General features: G+C 60.3%; 14 protein-coding genes. 11 read left to right on the forward strand and 3 right to left on the reverse strand.

Features of this window, described 5'->3' with window-relative positions; genetic code table 11:
* The first annotated feature begins 22 nt into the window (after window positions 1-22).
* From rplQ to bfr, 3 genes are all read left to right on the forward strand, one after another.
* Entirely contained in the window at window positions 23-409 is a 387-nt protein-coding gene (gene rplQ, locus TU82_RS19285; protein WP_007918448.1) for a 50S ribosomal protein L17, read from the forward strand.
* 238 nt (window positions 410-647) lie between these two features.
* Window positions 648-2,096: a catalase gene (locus tag TU82_RS19290; protein ID WP_057724828.1), complete on the forward strand. Its 1,449-nt coding sequence runs from the start codon at window positions 648-650 to the stop codon at window positions 2,094-2,096.
* Between the two features lie 155 nt (window positions 2,097-2,251).
* A complete protein-coding gene (gene bfr / locus TU82_RS19295; protein ID WP_003176400.1) occupies window positions 2,252-2,716 on the forward strand; it encodes a bacterioferritin in 465 nt (154 codons plus the stop codon).
* A 66-nt stretch (window positions 2,717-2,782) separates the two neighbouring features.
* On the opposite strand, the gene uvrA is transcribed toward bfr, so the two are convergent.
* Window positions 2,783-5,617, reverse strand: a complete 2,835-nt coding sequence (gene uvrA, locus TU82_RS19300; RefSeq protein WP_057724829.1) for an excinuclease ABC subunit UvrA — start codon at window positions 5,615-5,617, stop codon at window positions 2,783-2,785.
* Window positions 5,618-5,795: 178 nt separating this feature from the next.
* Between uvrA and TU82_RS19305 the strand changes: the two genes are divergently transcribed.
* On the forward strand, window positions 5,796-7,190 hold the full coding sequence (locus TU82_RS19305; protein WP_057724830.1) for an MFS transporter: 1,395 nt from the start codon (window positions 5,796-5,798) through the stop codon (window positions 7,188-7,190).
* 9 nt (window positions 7,191-7,199) lie between these two features.
* Window positions 7,200-7,715, forward strand: a complete 516-nt coding sequence (locus TU82_RS19310; protein ID WP_003232445.1) for a single-stranded DNA-binding protein — start codon at window positions 7,200-7,202, stop codon at window positions 7,713-7,715.
* A gap of 95 nt (window positions 7,716-7,810) precedes the next feature.
* Here TU82_RS19310 and TU82_RS19315 read toward each other — a convergent pair whose 3' ends face one another.
* Window positions 7,811-8,824 carry an NAD(P)/FAD-dependent oxidoreductase gene (locus TU82_RS19315; protein WP_057724831.1) on the reverse strand — a complete coding sequence of 338 codons (1,014 nt, stop codon included), beginning with the start codon at window positions 8,822-8,824 and terminating at the stop codon, window positions 7,811-7,813.
* 259 nt (window positions 8,825-9,083) lie between these two features.
* On the opposite strand from TU82_RS19315, the gene TU82_RS19320 reads away from it, so the two are divergent.
* The 3 genes from TU82_RS19320 (at window position 9,084) to tam (ending at window position 11,322) form a co-directional block, all read left to right on the forward strand.
* Entirely contained in the window at window positions 9,084-9,758 is a 675-nt protein-coding gene (locus tag TU82_RS19320; RefSeq protein ID WP_057724832.1) for an SOS response-associated peptidase family protein, read from the forward strand.
* Between the two features lie 87 nt (window positions 9,759-9,845).
* On the forward strand, window positions 9,846-10,418 hold the full coding sequence (locus TU82_RS19325) for an alpha/beta fold hydrolase (protein ID WP_057724833.1): 573 nt from the start codon (window positions 9,846-9,848) through the stop codon (window positions 10,416-10,418).
* Between the two features lie 142 nt (window positions 10,419-10,560).
* Window positions 10,561-11,322 (forward strand): trans-aconitate 2-methyltransferase, encoded by a 762-nt coding sequence (gene tam / locus TU82_RS19330; protein ID WP_057724834.1) that lies wholly within the window; start codon window positions 10,561-10,563, stop codon window positions 11,320-11,322.
* Window positions 11,323-11,338: 16 nt separating this feature from the next.
* Here the strand turns inward: tam and TU82_RS19335 are convergent, their stop codons facing one another.
* Window positions 11,339-11,899 (reverse strand): cysteine hydrolase family protein, encoded by a 561-nt coding sequence (locus tag TU82_RS19335; RefSeq protein ID WP_057724835.1) that lies wholly within the window; start codon window positions 11,897-11,899, stop codon window positions 11,339-11,341.
* A 96-nt stretch (window positions 11,900-11,995) separates the two neighbouring features.
* On the opposite strand from TU82_RS19335, the gene TU82_RS19340 reads away from it, so the two are divergent.
* From TU82_RS19340 to TU82_RS19350, 3 genes are all read left to right on the forward strand, one after another.
* The gene (locus tag TU82_RS19340) at window positions 11,996-12,955 is read left to right on the forward strand and encodes a GlxA family transcriptional regulator (protein WP_057724836.1); all 960 of its coding nucleotides are present in this window, start codon (window positions 11,996-11,998) and stop codon (window positions 12,953-12,955) included.
* A gap of 170 nt (window positions 12,956-13,125) precedes the next feature.
* Complete coding sequence (locus TU82_RS19345; protein WP_057724837.1) at window positions 13,126-14,235, forward strand: DUF3182 family protein; 1,110 nt, start codon at window positions 13,126-13,128, stop codon at window positions 14,233-14,235.
* On the forward strand, window positions 14,225-14,980 hold the full coding sequence (locus TU82_RS19350) for an alpha/beta hydrolase family protein (RefSeq protein WP_057724838.1): 756 nt from the start codon (window positions 14,225-14,227) through the stop codon (window positions 14,978-14,980). The genes TU82_RS19345 and TU82_RS19350 overlap by 11 nt, the downstream gene beginning before the upstream one ends.

The raw sequence follows: 14,980 nt of genomic DNA on the forward strand, positions 1-14,980 counted from the left end.
TGAGTTTGGTAAGGAATGAACCATGCGTCATCGTAAAAGTGGTCGTCACCTGAGCCGTACCAGCTCGCACCGCAAGGCCATGTTCCAAAACATGGCGGTGTCGCTGTTCGAGCACGAGCTGATCAAAACTACACTGCCGAAAGCTAAAGAACTGCGTCGCGTTGCTGAGCCGCTGATCACTTTGGCCAAGACAGACAGCCTGGCTAACCGCCGTCTGGCTTTCGACCGTACTCGTTCGAAAGCTATCGTTGGTAAGCTCTTCAACGACCTGGGCAAGCGTTATGCTACCCGTGAGGGTGGCTACCTGCGCATCCTCAAGTGCGGCTTCCGCACTGGCGACAACGCGCCTATGGCGTACGTCGAGTTGGTTGATCGTGCTACTGCCGGCGAAGCTGTAAGCGCCGAGTAAGACGACAGTCTGTAACGAAGAACCGGGCCTAGCGCCCGGTTTTTTGTGCGCGTAACAAAAGCGCGATAGGTACAAGTTTCCCAGGAAAACAGCGGGCATGATGAGGGTTGGCTTGGGTGTTAGTAATTTTCTATTGATGCCTACGATTTAATAAATTTGTAGGTGTCATGTGGTTGATTGATACTCCCTCCAAGCCGATTAGCCGGCAGTTCCAAGTCCGACCTGAGGAAGATTGCGCATGAGCCAGAATAAAATCCTTACCACCGCCAGCGGCGCTCCCGTTGCGGATAATCAGAATTCCCGTTCCGCCGGCCCTCGTGGCCCACTGCTGCTCGACGACTTCCACTTGATCGAGAAGCTCGCTCACTTCAACCGCGAGAATATTCCGGAGCGCCGTGTGCACGCCAAGGGTTCGGGCGCCTACGGTACCTTTACCGTCACCCGGGACATCACTCAATACACCAGCGCCAAACTGTTCGAGTCAGTGGGTAAGCAAACCCCGACCTTCCTGCGGTTCTCCACTGTAGGTGGCGAGCGCGGTTCGGCTGACACCGAGCGTGACCCACGCGGCTTCGCCTTGAAGTTCTACACCGAGGAAGGCAACTGGGACATCGTCGGCAATAACACGCCTGTGTTCTTCATCCGCGATCCGTTGAAATTCCCTGATTTCATCCACACCCAAAAGCGCTTGCCGCAAAGCAATCTGAAAAGCGCACAGATGATGTGGGACTTCTGGTCGCACTCCCCGGAGGCGCTGCACCAGGTCACCATCCTGTTTTCGGACCGTGGCATTCCGGATGGCTACCGCCACATGCACGGCTTCGGCAGTCACACCTACAGCCTGATCAACGCCAGTGGCGAGCGCCACTGGGTGAAATGGCACTACAAGACCCAGCAAGGCATCAAGAACCTGGCACCAGCCGAAGCTGCGCGCCTGGCGGGTACCGATCCAGACTATGCACAGCGCGATCTGTTCGGCGCCATTGAACGTGGTGATTTCCCAAAATGGCGCGTTTGCATCCAGATCATGACCGAGGCTCAAGCGAACGCTCACTACGAGAATCCGTTTGACGTAACCAAGACCTGGTCGCAAAAAGAATTTCCACTGATCGAGGTGGGTGAGCTGGAGCTCAACCGCAACCCGCAGAATTATTTCGCCGAAGTGGAACAAGCCGCGTTCGGCCCGAGCAATATGGTGCCAGGCGTTGGCCTGTCGCCAGACCGGATGCTGCAAGGTCGCGTCTTCGCCTACGCAGATGCTCACCGCTACCGCGTCGGCACCAATCACCAGCAACTGCCGGTAAATGCCCCGCGTAATCAGGTGAACAGCTACCAGCGCGACGGTTCGATGGCTTTTGGCAGCAATGGTGGTGCGGCGCCAAACTACGAGCCTAACAGCTACGCCGATGCGCCAAAGCAGGCGCCACAGTACGCGGAACCTGCACTGGCCTTGAGCGGCGCGGCTGATCGCTATGATCATCGCGAAGACACCGACTACTACAGCCACGCCGGTGCACTGTTCCGCTTGATGAAGGATGAGCAAAGAGCATTGTTGACCAGCAACATCGCCGGTGCGATGGGCGGAGTTTCCAGTGATGTGGTTCAGCGTCAATTGCAGCACTTCTTCAAGGCAGACCCTGCTTATGGAGAAGCAATCGCAAAGGCACTGGGTGTATCGCTTAACTGACTCTAAACGATAAGCAGAACCGCCCTCATTTGGGCGGTTTTTGCGTTATTTCAGCCACTTTTCTCCGGAAATCTTCGCTTTTCTGCCGTTAGTCCCGTGACCTTCAGGTCAGCATGGTTCAAACTACAGACTTTCAAGCAGGGAGATGTAGGGCGATGCAAGGTCACCCCGACGTAATCGATTACCTCAACACGTTGCTGACGGGCGAACTGGCGGCTCGTGATCAATATTTCATCCACTCGCGCATGTACGAAGACTGGGGCTTTACCGAGCTCTACGAACGTATCAACCACGAGATGGAAGAAGAGGCACAGCACGCCGACGCACTGATGCGCCGTATCCTCATGCTTGAAGGCACGCCGCGTATGCGTCCGGATGACTTGGATGTGGGCACCACGGTACCTGACATGCTCGCTGCCGACCTGCGCCTGGAGTACAAGGTCCGTGCCGCGCTTTGCAAGGGCATCGAGCTCTGCGAGCAGCACAACGACTACGTCACGCGGGAAATCCTGCGAGTGCAGTTGAATGACACCGAAGAAGATCACACCTACTGGCTGGAAAAGCAGCTGGGCCTGATCAAGCTGATCGGCCTGGAAAATTACCTGCAATCGCAGTTCTGATTCCCGGCTACGAAAAAGCCCCTGTCACAGCAAAGTGACAGGGGCTTTTCATTGGGCCCGAAAAAGTCAGGCCCGGTCGCGCTCCAACAGCGGCTTCAAGTAGTAGCCGGTATGTGACTGCGGCATCTCGGCAACTTGCTCCGGCGTGCCCACCGCGATGATCTGGCCACCCTTGGAACCGCCTTCCGGCCCCAGGTCCACCAGCCAGTCGGCGGTCTTGATCACATCCAGGTTGTGCTCGATCACCACCACGGTATTGCCGTGGTCACGCAAGCGGTGCAGCACGTCCAGCAGTTGCTGGATATCCGCGAAGTGCAGGCCGGTGGTCGGCTCATCGAGGATATACAAGGTCTTGCCGGTATCGCGCTTGGACAGCTCGCGGGACAGCTTCACCCGCTGCGCCTCACCACCGGACAGCGTGGTCGCCGACTGGCCCAGTTTGATATACGACAGGCCCACATCCATCAACGTCTGCAGCTTGCGCGCCAACGCCGGAACCGCATCGAAGAACACCCGAGCTTCCTCGATGGTCATCTCAAGGGTTTCGTGGATGTTCTTGCCCTTGTATTTGATTTCCAGGGTCTCGCGGTTATAGCGCTTGCTCTTGCACACATCGCACGGCACATAGATATCCGGCAGGAAGTGCATCTCCACCTTGATCAAGCCATCGCCCTGGCACGCTTCGCAGCGCCCGCCCTTGACGTTGAACGAGAAACGGCCTGGCCCGTAACCCCGCGAACGGGATTCCGGAACACCCGCAAACAGCTCGCGAATGGGCGTGAACAACCCGGTGTAGGTCGCCGGGTTGGAACGCGGCGTACGGCCGATTGGGCTCTGGTCGATATCAACGACTTTATCGAGCAGTTCCAGGCCTTTGATGCTGTCGTGGGGCGCCGCCTCAAGGGTGGTCGCGCCGTTCAAGGCGGTGGCACTCAAGGGGAACAACGTGTTGTTGATCAGCGTCGATTTGCCCGAGCCGGAAACACCGGTCACACAGGTCAGCAGGCCCAGCGGAATCTCCAGGTCGACATTGCGCAGGTTGTTGCCACGCGCGCCCTTGAGGTGCAGCGCCATCTTCTTGTTACGCGGCGTGCGCTTGGCCGGCACCGCAATTTTCACGCGGCCCGACAGGTACTTGCCGGTCAGCGAGTCCGGATGCGCCATGACTTCGGCAGGCGTGCCCTGGGCGACAATATGTCCGCCATGCACGCCCGCGCCCGGGCCGATGTCGACTACGTAATCCGCCAGGCGAATTGCGTCTTCATCGTGCTCGACCACGATCACCGTGTTGCCGATATCGCGCAGGTGTTTCAACGTACCCAGCAAGCGATCGTTGTCCCGTTGATGCAAGCCAATCGACGGCTCATCGAGGATATACAACACACCCACAAGGCCGGCACCGATCTGGCTGGCCAGGCGAATCCGCTGGGCCTCACCGCCCGACAACGTGTCGGCACTGCGATCCAGCGACAGGTAATCCAGGCCGACGTTGACCAGGAACTGCAGTCGCTCGCGAATTTCCTTGAGAATCTTGTCGGCGATTTCGCCGCGCCGGCCGGTCAGCTTGAGCACACCAAAGTACTCGCAGGCGTCGCCGATCGGCAGGTTGGTGACAGCCGGCAATGTCTTTTCGCCCACCCACACATGCCGCGCCTCGCGACGCAGGCGTGTGCCGCGGCAATCCGGGCAAGGCTGGGTGCTGAGGAATTTCGCCAGCTCTTCACGCACGCTGGCCGATTCGGTCTCGCGGTAGCGGCGCTCAAGGTTCGGCACGATGCCTTCGAACGGGTGGGAGCGCTTGACGATATCGCCACGGTCGTTCAGGTACTTGAAATCGACGTTCTGCGAACCGCTGCCGTTGAGGATGACCTTCTGCTGGTCCGCCGGCAGCTGGTTGAACGGTACTTCGAGGCTGAACTTATAGTGCGACGCCAACGACCCCAGCATCTGGAAGTAGTAGACGTTGCGCCTGTCCCAGCCACGAATCGCCCCCTCCGCCAGCGTCAGGTCGCCGTTGACCAGGCGTTTGATGTCGAAGAACTGCTTTACCCCCAGGCCGTCACAGGTCGGGCAGGCGCCGGCCGGGTTGTTGAAGGAAAACAGCTTGGGTTCCAGCTCGCTGATGGCATGGCCGCAGATAGGGCAGGCAAAGCGCGCGGAGAAGATGGTCTCTTCGCCCGGCTCGTCGTCCATCGGCGCGACCAGGGCAATACCGTCGGCCAGCTTCAATGCGGTCTCGAAGGATTCCGCCAGGCGCTGCTGCAGGTCGGCGCGCACCTTGAAACGGTCAACGACCACATCGATGGAATGCTTTTTCTGCTTGTCGAGCTTGGGCGCTTCATCCAGCTCATAAAGCTTGCCGTTGATGCGGGCGCGCACGAACCCTTGGGCACGCAGCTCTTCGAAGACGGAAAGATGTTCACCCTTGCGCTCACGAATCACCGGCGCCAGCAGCATCAGCTTGGCGCCTTCCGGCTGGGCCAGCACCAGGTCAACCATCTGGCTGACGGTCTGGGCCTCCAGCGGAATATCGTGGTCCGGGCAACGCGGAATACCCACGCGTGCGTACAGCAGGCGCAGGTAGTCGTAGATTTCGGTAATGGTGCCCACGGTGGAGCGCGGGTTATGGGACGTCGACTTCTGCTCGATGGAAATGGCCGGCGACAGACCTTCGATGGTGTCGACGTCGGGCTTTTCCATCATGGACAGGAACTGCCGGGCATAGGCCGACAGCGATTCCACATAGCGCCGCTGGCCTTCGGCATACAGCGTGTCGAACGCCAGGGACGATTTGCCCGAGCCGGACAGGCCGGTGATGACGATCAGTTTGTCCCGGGGCAGGGTCAGGTCGATGTTCTTCAGGTTGTGGGTTCTAGCCCCACGAATCAGGATCTTGTCCAAGATGGCCTCGCACGGCGGGCGTAAATAATGCCGGAGTATACGGCTAAAGACTGGATGAATATACACTGTCAAAAGGCCGCTTGCAGCCTTACATGAAAGCTGCGCGGCAAAGCGCCGCATATACCCTCTCAATCGATGGGACTGGTAGAATCGCCGCCGGTTCACACGAGGTTTTTCCATGCACGATCCCCACAGCGAACGCATGAGTAGCGGCGAGACCCGAGCGGCAAGCGGTCTGGCCCTGGTGTTCGCCTTCCGTATGCTGGGCATGTTTATGGTGTTGCCGGTGCTGGCGACCTATGGAATGGATCTCGCAGGCGCGACCCCCGCACTGATCGGCCTGGCGATTGGCGCCTATGGCCTGACCCAGGCGATCTTCCAGATTCCGTTCGGCATCATTTCCGACCGTATTGGCCGTCGCCCGGTGATTTACCTGGGGCTGATCGTGTTCGCCCTGGGCAGTGTGCTCGCGGCGCAGTCCGATTCGATCTGGGGCGTGATCGCCGGACGTATCCTGCAAGGCGCCGGGGCGATTTCCGCTGCGGTGATGGCATTGCTGTCAGACCTGACCCGCGAACAGCATCGTACCAAGGCCATGGCCATGATCGGCATGACCATCGGCCTGTCGTTTGCCGTGGCGATGGTGGTCGGCCCGCTGCTGACGCGCGCCTTCGGCCTGCACGGGTTGTTCCTGGCCACCGGCGGCATGGCGTTGTTCGGGATCGTGATCGTGGCCTTCATGGTGCCGCGCTCCACCGGCACGCTGCAGCACCGTGAATCGGGTGTCGCGCGCAAGGCGCTGTTGCCGACGCTCAGGCATCCGGACTTGCTGCGCCTGGATTTAGGTATCTTCGTGTTGCACGCAATGCTGATGTGCAGCTTCGTCGCCTTGCCCCTGGCGCTGGTGGAAAAAGCCGGTTTGCCCAAGGAACAGCACTGGTGGGTCTACCTGACCGCCCTGTTGATTTCGTTCTTCGCCATGATTCCGTTCATCATCTACGGCGAGAAAAAACGCAAAATGAAACGAGTTCTGCTCGGCGCCGTCGCGACATTGATGCTCACTGAACTATTCTTCTGGAAGTTCGGCGACAGCCTGCGGGCGCTGGTGGTCGGCACGGTGGTGTTCTTCACCGCGTTCAACCTGCTGGAGGCGTCATTGCCGTCGCTGATCAGCAAGGTTTCACCGGCCGGCGGCAAGGGCACGGCGATGGGCGTGTATTCCACCAGCCAGTTCCTCGGTTCGGCGCTGGGCGGGATCATGGGCGGCTGGATGTTCCAGCATGGCGGTTTGTCGGTTGTGTTCCTCGGATGCGCCGGGCTGGCTGCACTTTGGCTGGTCTTTGCTGTTACCATGCGCGAACCTCCGTATGTGACGAGCCTACGCCTGCCGTTATCGCCTGAAGCGATGCGCGAAGCTGGCCTGGCCGAGCGCCTGAAGGCCGTCGTTGGAGTAACGGACGCAGTAGTGGTCGCAGAAGAAACTGCGATTTACATCAAATTGGACACCGAATTATTGGATCGCGCGACGCTCGAGCAACTGGTCAACCCAGTGCCGACAGCGCGCCCAGCCTAGGAGAACGTTATGGCCCGTGGGGTTAACAAAGTCATATTGGTCGGTACATGCGGCCAGGATCCCGAAGTTCGCTACTTGCCTAACGGTAACGCCGTGACCAACCTGAGTCTGGCGACCAGCGAACAGTGGACCGACAAGCAGACCGGCCAGAAGGTCGAAAAAACCGAATGGCACCGTGTGTCGATGTTCGGCAAAGTGGCCGAGATCGCCGGTGAGTACCTGCGCAAAGGTTCGCAGGTCTACATCGAAGGCAAGCTGCAAACCCGCGAGTGGGAAAAAGACGGCATCAAGCGTTACACCACTGAAATCGTGGTCGACATGCAAGGCACCATGCAATTGCTGGGCGGCCGTCCACAGGGCGACCAACAGGGCCAGGGCGGCATGTCCAACTCGGCGCCGCGTCCACAGCAATCGCGTCCGCAGCCAAGCCAGCAGCCGCAGCGTGAGTCGCGTCCAGCGCCACAACAGGCCGCGCCGCAGCCAGCTCCGGATTTCGACAGCTTTGATGACGATATTCCGTTCTAAGTACCACCAGAGACTTTTTTGTTAGGTTTCTCTTGAAAGCCCCCGCATTGCGGGGGTTTCTTCGTTTCGCGCTGTAGAAATAAGGTGAAGCAGGTTCATGCCTCGGATTTATGACCGTCGCGCTGAGCGATTCTTTCATCCCGTACGCGGTCCCACAAACGCACGTCCAGGCTGTTATGCACCGCAGTCGCGCAGACCGCCGCCTGGCCCGTAGCGACGCTGATCTGCTTGAGCGAGTCCACGACATCCCCGACCGCGTAGAGCCCGTTGATCGATGTGCATTGGTGATTGTCAACGTGCAAAGCGCCGTCCTCGTCAACCTGCGCGCCCAGTTGCACTGCCAACTCCGAGCGGTAGTGCGAGCCCAGCGACGGGTAGACGATATCAAAGCAAAACGCTTGGCCCTGGCACACCTTCACGAGGACTTTGCCATCGCTCACTTCGATGTTCTCGACCCGGTCACTGACCATACATATCCCCGCTTGCCGCGCTGCCACGACCGCCTCCTCACACGCTGCGCTATCACCCTCCACCAGCACCGTCACGCGGTCAGTGAAGTTGCGCAAAAACAGCCCGTGATTAATCGCGCAGTGTGCTTCGCCATACACCGCGACATTGTGGCCGTTGACTTCGTAGCCGTCGCATATGGCGCATAGCCGAATGACCGACTGTGCGATGCCATCGTAGGGGCGGTCCATCAGCGGCAAGGTATCGACGATACCCGTTGCCAGCACCACGCGGCGTGCGCTCAGCGCTCGTCCGTTGAATTGCGCAACGAAGCCGGTGCGGTTCTTGAGCAGACTTTCCACGCACCCGGCTTCAATCGTCGCACCGTATGACAAGGCTTGCTCGCGCAATCGATCAAGCAAGTCGTTACCCGATATGCCTGGTGGAAAGCCGGGATAATTGTGCGAAAGCGGAATCAGGCTCGCACGACTTTGCTCGCCGTCGGCGACCACGACTCGCCGGTGGAAGCGGCTCAGATAAACCGCCGTCGTAAGCCCTGCGGGACCTGCGCCGACAATCAGGCAATCAACGTCGACATGACCGCTGAGGGCTGATTCGGGGCGATCTGAATCTTTCCTGTACTCATCTGGGTTAAGTGACATGCGCTGCCCTCCTGAACGGCTCTTGACCCGATTGACTGACGACAAAAAGATTGAGCATTCACCTCCCTTTTCAAACGGCAGCACCCGATGAACGGCCACGTAATCCAGCTTTTTTCCGCTCGTCCGCTCAAAGAAAGGAGTTTCGAACCACGTTGCAAACCCCTGACTCGCATTTACATAACCCGCCGCACAATCCGTAGAGATTTTAAGACGCGATGCGGCGGACCTTTTGAAATAGCCACTGCAAGGAGTTTTCGCAATGTGCGAGTGCATTGTTCAACAGGATGTGGCCGAGGGACTCAACGCGTTGTTTGTCGCAGCGCAAAACCAGAGTTCCGGGAGTGCAATTGCTGTGGCGGACGGCAGCCTGCACCGAACCTACGAACCGCAGCACAGCCCAAACGTGATCAAGCCGAACATGCGGGTCAGTGCCATACGAAGCCGCGACGGGCTGTTGGAATGCATTAAGGTTCGCTGGGGGTGGAAACCTTTCTGGTCGATGGGAACAATGCCCCCGATGACTCATCTGCCTCTGCATCTGGTGATGCGTTCGAAGGTGTTCGACCGGGTCAAGCGCGAAGGGCGCATGCTCATCGCTGTTGACGGCTGGTATGAAGCCTGCGAGCCCGAGCAATCAAAGAACAGCCACCACCTCAGCTACACCACGTCGCGCCAGAGCGCGCCGATTTTCCTCGCGGCGCTGGCGCAGGCCAGTGAAAACTTCAATGGCTGTGACGGGCTCGCATTGATCACGCACCAGGAAAGCTCCACCAAACAGCAACGCCTGCTGGCCTTTACTGCCGCGGATGCGTGGGTATGGCTAAGTCCCGACCTGCAATGGGAGCAGGCGCAGGATCTGGCCATGCACATGGCGCTGGCAGAACCGCAGTTGGAGCATGTCCTGACCTCCACACGCAGCCTGCGTGGTCGATGAGCACGAATATGTCCTTCATCCAGGGCCGCGCGGACCTTGCGAGGTCACACCGAGCGGCCCTTCATTTGCCAATCGCAAGGATGAACAATGGAAGCCCCCCGTGAAGTCACCTACAACCTGTTCCCCTCCATCGAAGAACCACGATGCAGCGGTACGCTGAAAGTCGATGCAATCCATACCCTCTATTGGGAAGAAAGCGGCAACCCTCACGGCGTTCCGGTCGTGTACTTGCACGGCGGCCCCGGCGAAGGTGCCCCGCCCGGCAAGCGCCAGTTCTGGGATCCGGATCACTACCGCATCGTGCTGTTCGATCAGCGCGGCGCCCTTCGCTCGGCGCCCTTGGGCGAATTGCGCCACAACACGACGCAGGCGTTGGTCGACGACCTGGAAAAGCTACGCGAGCATCTGGAAAACCGGCTGTTTCTTGAGGAAGATCAACTGATCAACATTGAGGCAGTCAAACATCTCCCGTGCAAAATCATCCAGGGCGGGCACGACATGATCGCCACGCCCAATTCCGCTTTTCGCTTGCACAAGGCCTGGCCAGGCTCGGTGTTAAAGATCATCAACGACGCCGGGCACTCGCCATCGGAGCCGGGGATCATCAGTGCGCTGATCGAGGCGACCGAGCAGTTCAAGGAGTCGGGGAAGTTCTGTTGAAGCGAAGGCACGGCCCGCTTATGCGGCGTGGCTGAACGGGTAAGGAGGTTAAGGTCTGACACCCAGATCTACAAAACCCCCGATAGCCCTGGCGTCGGGGGGTTTTTATGGGCGATGCTTAATCACCAAGAGGAAAACCCCGATGACCTGGTCCGCCAAGCAGTACACGATGTTCGAGCAGCAACGCACGCGTCCCGTTCGCGACCTGGTAGCGGCGATTCCCAATACCGATGTGGGCACGGCCGTCGATCTGGGCTGTGGCCCCGGCAATTCCACCCAGGTGTTGGCCGAGCGTTTTGCACAGGCCCACATTACCGGCTTGGACAGTTCCGATGACATGCTGCGCGACGCCCGCCAGCGCCTGCCGGCCTTGAGCTTCGAACTGGCGGATATCGGCGCCTGGCGTCCGGCGCAGCGGTTCGACGTGATTCTCGCCAATGCTTCCCTGCAATGGTTACCTGACCACGCCACGCTCTATCCGCACCTTGTCGACCAACTGACACCCGGTGGTACGCTGGCGGTACAGACGCCGGACAACCTCGACGAGCCTGCCCATCGGCTCGCCCGTGAAGTCGCGGCCGAGGGCCCGTGGTCTGCGAAGATCGGCGCGGTCAGGCATAACGAGCGGCATTCGGCGAGCTATTACTACGCACTGCTGAACCGGCATTGCGGCACCGTCGATGTTTGGCGCACTACCTACCACCACCCGTTGGCGGATCACAGGGCAGTGGTGGAGTGGTTCAAGGCGTCAGCCCTGCGGCCTTTCCTGGCGCCACTGAACGATGACGAAAAAGCCGCTTTCCTGCAGGCGTACCAGGCGCGGATTATCCAGGCCTATCCAGCCCTGGTCGATGGTACGGTGCTGCTGCCATTCCCGCGTCTGTTCATCATCGCCACTCGCTGACCGCGCCGAGCGGCGGTCAAGCCGCCGCTTGGGCCTTCAAATATTCATCCGTCGACACCACGCCCGCATACCCGAACGCCAGCGAAGCCATGTACGCGCCATGCACCTGCGCGGCGGGAATCACCTGCCCATTGAACTCCTGGTCGCGGGTAGCGCATGCGTCGTGGATCACCGTGACCTTGTAGCCCAAGTCCGCCGCCGCCCGCACCACGGCGTCGATGCACATATGGCTCATGCTGCCGACCACGACCACGTCGGTAATGCTGCGCTGTTCCAGCAGCTCGCGCAGATTGGTCTGGCGAAAGGCATTCACAAAGTGCTTGAGCACCACCGGCTCGTTCCCCTCGTTCAGCACTTTGGCATGCAAGTGCGCGCCTTCGGAGCCCGGCGTGAAGAACGGCGCGTCATCGCCTGCGAACTCATGACGTACATGAATCACCGCATCCCCGGCCTGACGAAAGGCCTGCAGCACCCGCGCAGCGTTGTCCGCGGCGGCCTCCACACCGTCAAGCGGCCACTTGCCCTGGGGGAAGTAGTCGTTCTGGATATCAATCAGGATGAGTGCTTGCTTGGCCATGTGTGTTGCCTCGTAATGGGTTGATGGGCCCAGTATCTTAGCTGGCGCGCACGTCGGACATTGGCTGTACCGACAATAACAGAGGGAAAACTGACAATGGCGGTGGTTGAGCTGGGCATAGTGATCTACCCGGGCGCGCAATTGGCCGCCGTGCATGGCTTGACCGATTTGTTTGGCGTCGCCAATCGCATGGCCGCCGAGCACCCATCCGCGCAATTGCCGATGTTGCGGGTCAGCCATTGGCAGGTCGATAAGCAAGGCATGCCTGTGCGGGTGTTCGATACTCAGCCTGGCCAGGACCTGCCCATGGCTGCCGTGCTGGTGCCTCCCTCGGTGGGCGATTTCAGTGAAGAGCAGACGCCCCCCGCGTTGCTCGAATGGCTGCGCCAGCAGCACGCGGCGGGCACTGTGCTCGCAGGCGTGTGCATCGGTTCGATCATGCTCGCGCGCAGCGGCCTGCTGGACGGGCGCCGCGCCACCGCCCACTGGTCGTCCGCCGCCAGCTTCGCCGTCCTCTATCCGGCTGTGCGACTGGAGGCGGACAAGCCCATCGTCGATGACGGCGACCTGATCACCACCGCCGGGCTGATGGCCTGGTCCGAGTTGGGTCTGCGCCTGGTCGAGCGTTTGCTGGGGCCGAGCATCGCCGCCGATACCGCGCGTTTTCTGGTGATTGAACACAGTGGCAGCGCCAGCCAATGCGCCAGCAACTTCGCGCCGATCCTCGGACATGGTGACGCTGCAATCCTCAAGGTCCAGCATTGGCTGCAAGCCAGCGGCGCGGTGGAGGTGTCCATCGCGGCCATGGCGCAAGAGGCGGGCCTGGAAGAACGTACCTTCCTGCGCCGCTTTCGCAGCGCCACCGGTTTGAAACCGACCGAGTACTGCCAGCACCTGCGCGTAGGCAAGGCGCGGCAATTGCTTGAACTCACCAACGGCACTATCGATCACATTGCCTGGACCGTGGGCTACCAGGACCCCAGCGCCTTTCGCGCCACCTTCAAGAAAATTACCGGCATGGCCCCCAGTGCCTACCGCAGCCGCTTCGGCGTGTGAATCGTGCAGAACGCCGCGCGTCCTAGCACCCATCGTGCAAAATGGCGCAGGCTAACTGCTATTGCATTTGCGGCAACCGATTGATTTTAAAGAGGTCCTCGTGAGCGCGACCTTGGCCTGATCCCTGCTACGCTTTTGCTACACACATGGCCGGATGCCAAGGGGGATGCATGACCCCGATTTCACGTAAAAAACTGGTGCTCTCTCATTCAACTCGCAGCGGCGCACCTCAGCATGAAGTGGAGACCAATCGCGCCCTGGCGCGCTGGTTGGCGCAGATACTGGGGCTCGAATTCGGCGGCAGCTATGACCCACAGAAGCACGCCGACCGCGATATTTACCTGCTTCCCACACAAACCCTGGTGGGCCCAGCCCAGGCAAGGGCGCTCAATATCAAAGGCCCGCAGGACCTGTGGGGCGGCTACGTCGACCATGCATTTATCTGCTCCAAAGCCATCACTCATGGCCTGTTAAGCCCCCAAGCCAAGGCGCCCGAGGGTTGGTCGCCGCTGTTTTGCGAGCGCGTGCGCGACGTAGTCCTCGATGGCTTGAGCGTCTTTGCGCTGGAAGACGCACGGCCTGCCGCTACCCGCTTGCTCTACAGCGGGCCGATTCGCCTGAAGCCCGTAAACGCCTGCGCGGGACGCGGGCAACAAGTCATCCGCAGCCTCGACGAATTCGATGCCCTGCTGGCGCGTTCCGAAGCCGCCGCACTGTTCAATGATGGGGTGGTGCTGGAACAAGACCTGCACGACGTAGTCACTCACAGTGTGGGTCAGAGCTTTATTGGCGATCACCCGTTCAGCTACTGCGGCGAGCAATACCTGACCCGGGACGGGCAGGGCGAAGAGGTCTATGGCGGTTCCAAGCTGCTGGTGGTGTCCGGCGGCTACGACGACCTGCTCGCGCTGGACCTGCCTGACGATGTACGCGAAGCCGTCAGGCAAGCGCAGGTTTTCGACAAGGCCGCCGATGAAGCCTACCCCGGCTTCTACGCTTCGCGACGCAACTACGACATCGCCCAGGGGCAAGACAGCGACGGCCAGCGCCGCAGTGGCGTGCTCGAACAATCCTGGCGCATGGGCGGGGCCAGCAGCGCGGAAGTCGCGGCGCTGCAGAGCTTCGTCAACCAGCCCGGCTTGCGCGCGATCCGGGTGGCCTCGGTGGAAACCTACGTAGACCAGACGTTGCCGGCGGACGCCATCGAGGTGTACCGCGGGCCGGCTGAAAACAGCGACTTTCTTCTCAAATATGTGACGGTTAACGCTTATGACGGCTAGAAGCGAGAGCATTGCAATCGACATCGACGACGAACAGATGAGCGGGACCTTTTTGAGCCCCAAATCCAAAGTGCCGGGCGTGTTGTTCGTGCATGGCTGGGGCGGCAGCCAGGAGCGCGACCTGGAGCGCGCCAAGGGTATCGCGGGGCTGGGTTGCGTGTGCCTGACCTTCGACCTGCGCGGCCATGCCGGTACGGGTATCCCGCTTTCGCGTGTGACCCGTGAAGACAACCTGCGCGACCTGTTGGCCGCCTACGACCGCCTGCTGTCGCATCCGGCCATCGACACCTCGGCGGTGGCGGTAGTGGGCACCAGCTATGGCGGTTACCTGGCGGCCATCCTCACCTCATTGCGCCCGGTTCGCTGGCTGGCGCTGCGGGTGCCTGCGCTGTACCGCGATCAGGAATGGCTCAAGCCCAAGCGTGACCTGGATAAGGCCGACCTGATGGATTACCGCAGCACGCTGGTGCAGGCCGAAACCAACCGGGCCCTGCATGCCTGCGCAAAATTCACCGGCGATGTGCTGATCGTCGAGTCGGAGACCGACGACCACGTGCCCCACGCCACCATCATGAGTTACCGCGCGGCCTGCCAGCACACCCATTCCCTGACCCACCGCATCATCGATGGCGCCGACCATTCACTGAGCGACCCGGTGTCGCAGCAGGCGTACACCTCGATCCTGGTGGACTGGATCACCGAGATGGTGGTGGGTGAGCGGCTGAGCATCATCCAGTCCCGCTGA

The organism is Pseudomonas orientalis (genome assembly GCF_001439815.1).
Lineage (GTDB): Bacteria > Pseudomonadota > Gammaproteobacteria > Pseudomonadales > Pseudomonadaceae > Aquipseudomonas > Aquipseudomonas orientalis.

Excerpts from the sequence above, each read along its gene's own strand:
- rplQ (WP_007918448.1), top strand. The coding sequence starts at position 23 with ATGCGTCATCGTAAAAGTGGTCGTCACCTGAGCCGTACCAGCTCGCAC.
- TU82_RS19290 (WP_057724828.1), top strand. The coding sequence starts at position 648 with ATGAGCCAGAATAAAATCCTTACCACCGCCAGCGGCGCTCCCGTTGCG.
- bfr (WP_003176400.1), top strand. The coding sequence starts at position 2,252 with ATGCAAGGTCACCCCGACGTAATCGATTACCTCAACACGTTGCTGACG.
- TU82_RS19305 (WP_057724830.1), top strand. The coding sequence starts at position 5,796 with ATGCACGATCCCCACAGCGAACGCATGAGTAGCGGCGAGACCCGAGCG.
- TU82_RS19310 (WP_003232445.1), top strand. The coding sequence starts at position 7,200 with ATGGCCCGTGGGGTTAACAAAGTCATATTGGTCGGTACATGCGGCCAG.
- TU82_RS19315 (WP_057724831.1), bottom strand. The coding sequence starts at position 8,824 with ATGTCACTTAACCCAGATGAGTACAGGAAAGATTCAGATCGCCCCGAA.
- TU82_RS19320 (WP_057724832.1), top strand. The coding sequence starts at position 9,084 with ATGTGCGAGTGCATTGTTCAACAGGATGTGGCCGAGGGACTCAACGCG.
- TU82_RS19325 (WP_057724833.1), top strand. The coding sequence starts at position 9,846 with ATGGAAGCCCCCCGTGAAGTCACCTACAACCTGTTCCCCTCCATCGAA.
- tam (WP_057724834.1), top strand. The coding sequence starts at position 10,561 with ATGACCTGGTCCGCCAAGCAGTACACGATGTTCGAGCAGCAACGCACG.
- TU82_RS19335 (WP_057724835.1), bottom strand. The coding sequence starts at position 11,899 with ATGGCCAAGCAAGCACTCATCCTGATTGATATCCAGAACGACTACTTC.
- TU82_RS19340 (WP_057724836.1), top strand. The coding sequence starts at position 11,996 with ATGGCGGTGGTTGAGCTGGGCATAGTGATCTACCCGGGCGCGCAATTG.
- TU82_RS19345 (WP_057724837.1), top strand. The coding sequence starts at position 13,126 with ATGACCCCGATTTCACGTAAAAAACTGGTGCTCTCTCATTCAACTCGC.
- TU82_RS19350 (WP_057724838.1), top strand. The coding sequence starts at position 14,225 with ATGACGGCTAGAAGCGAGAGCATTGCAATCGACATCGACGACGAACAG.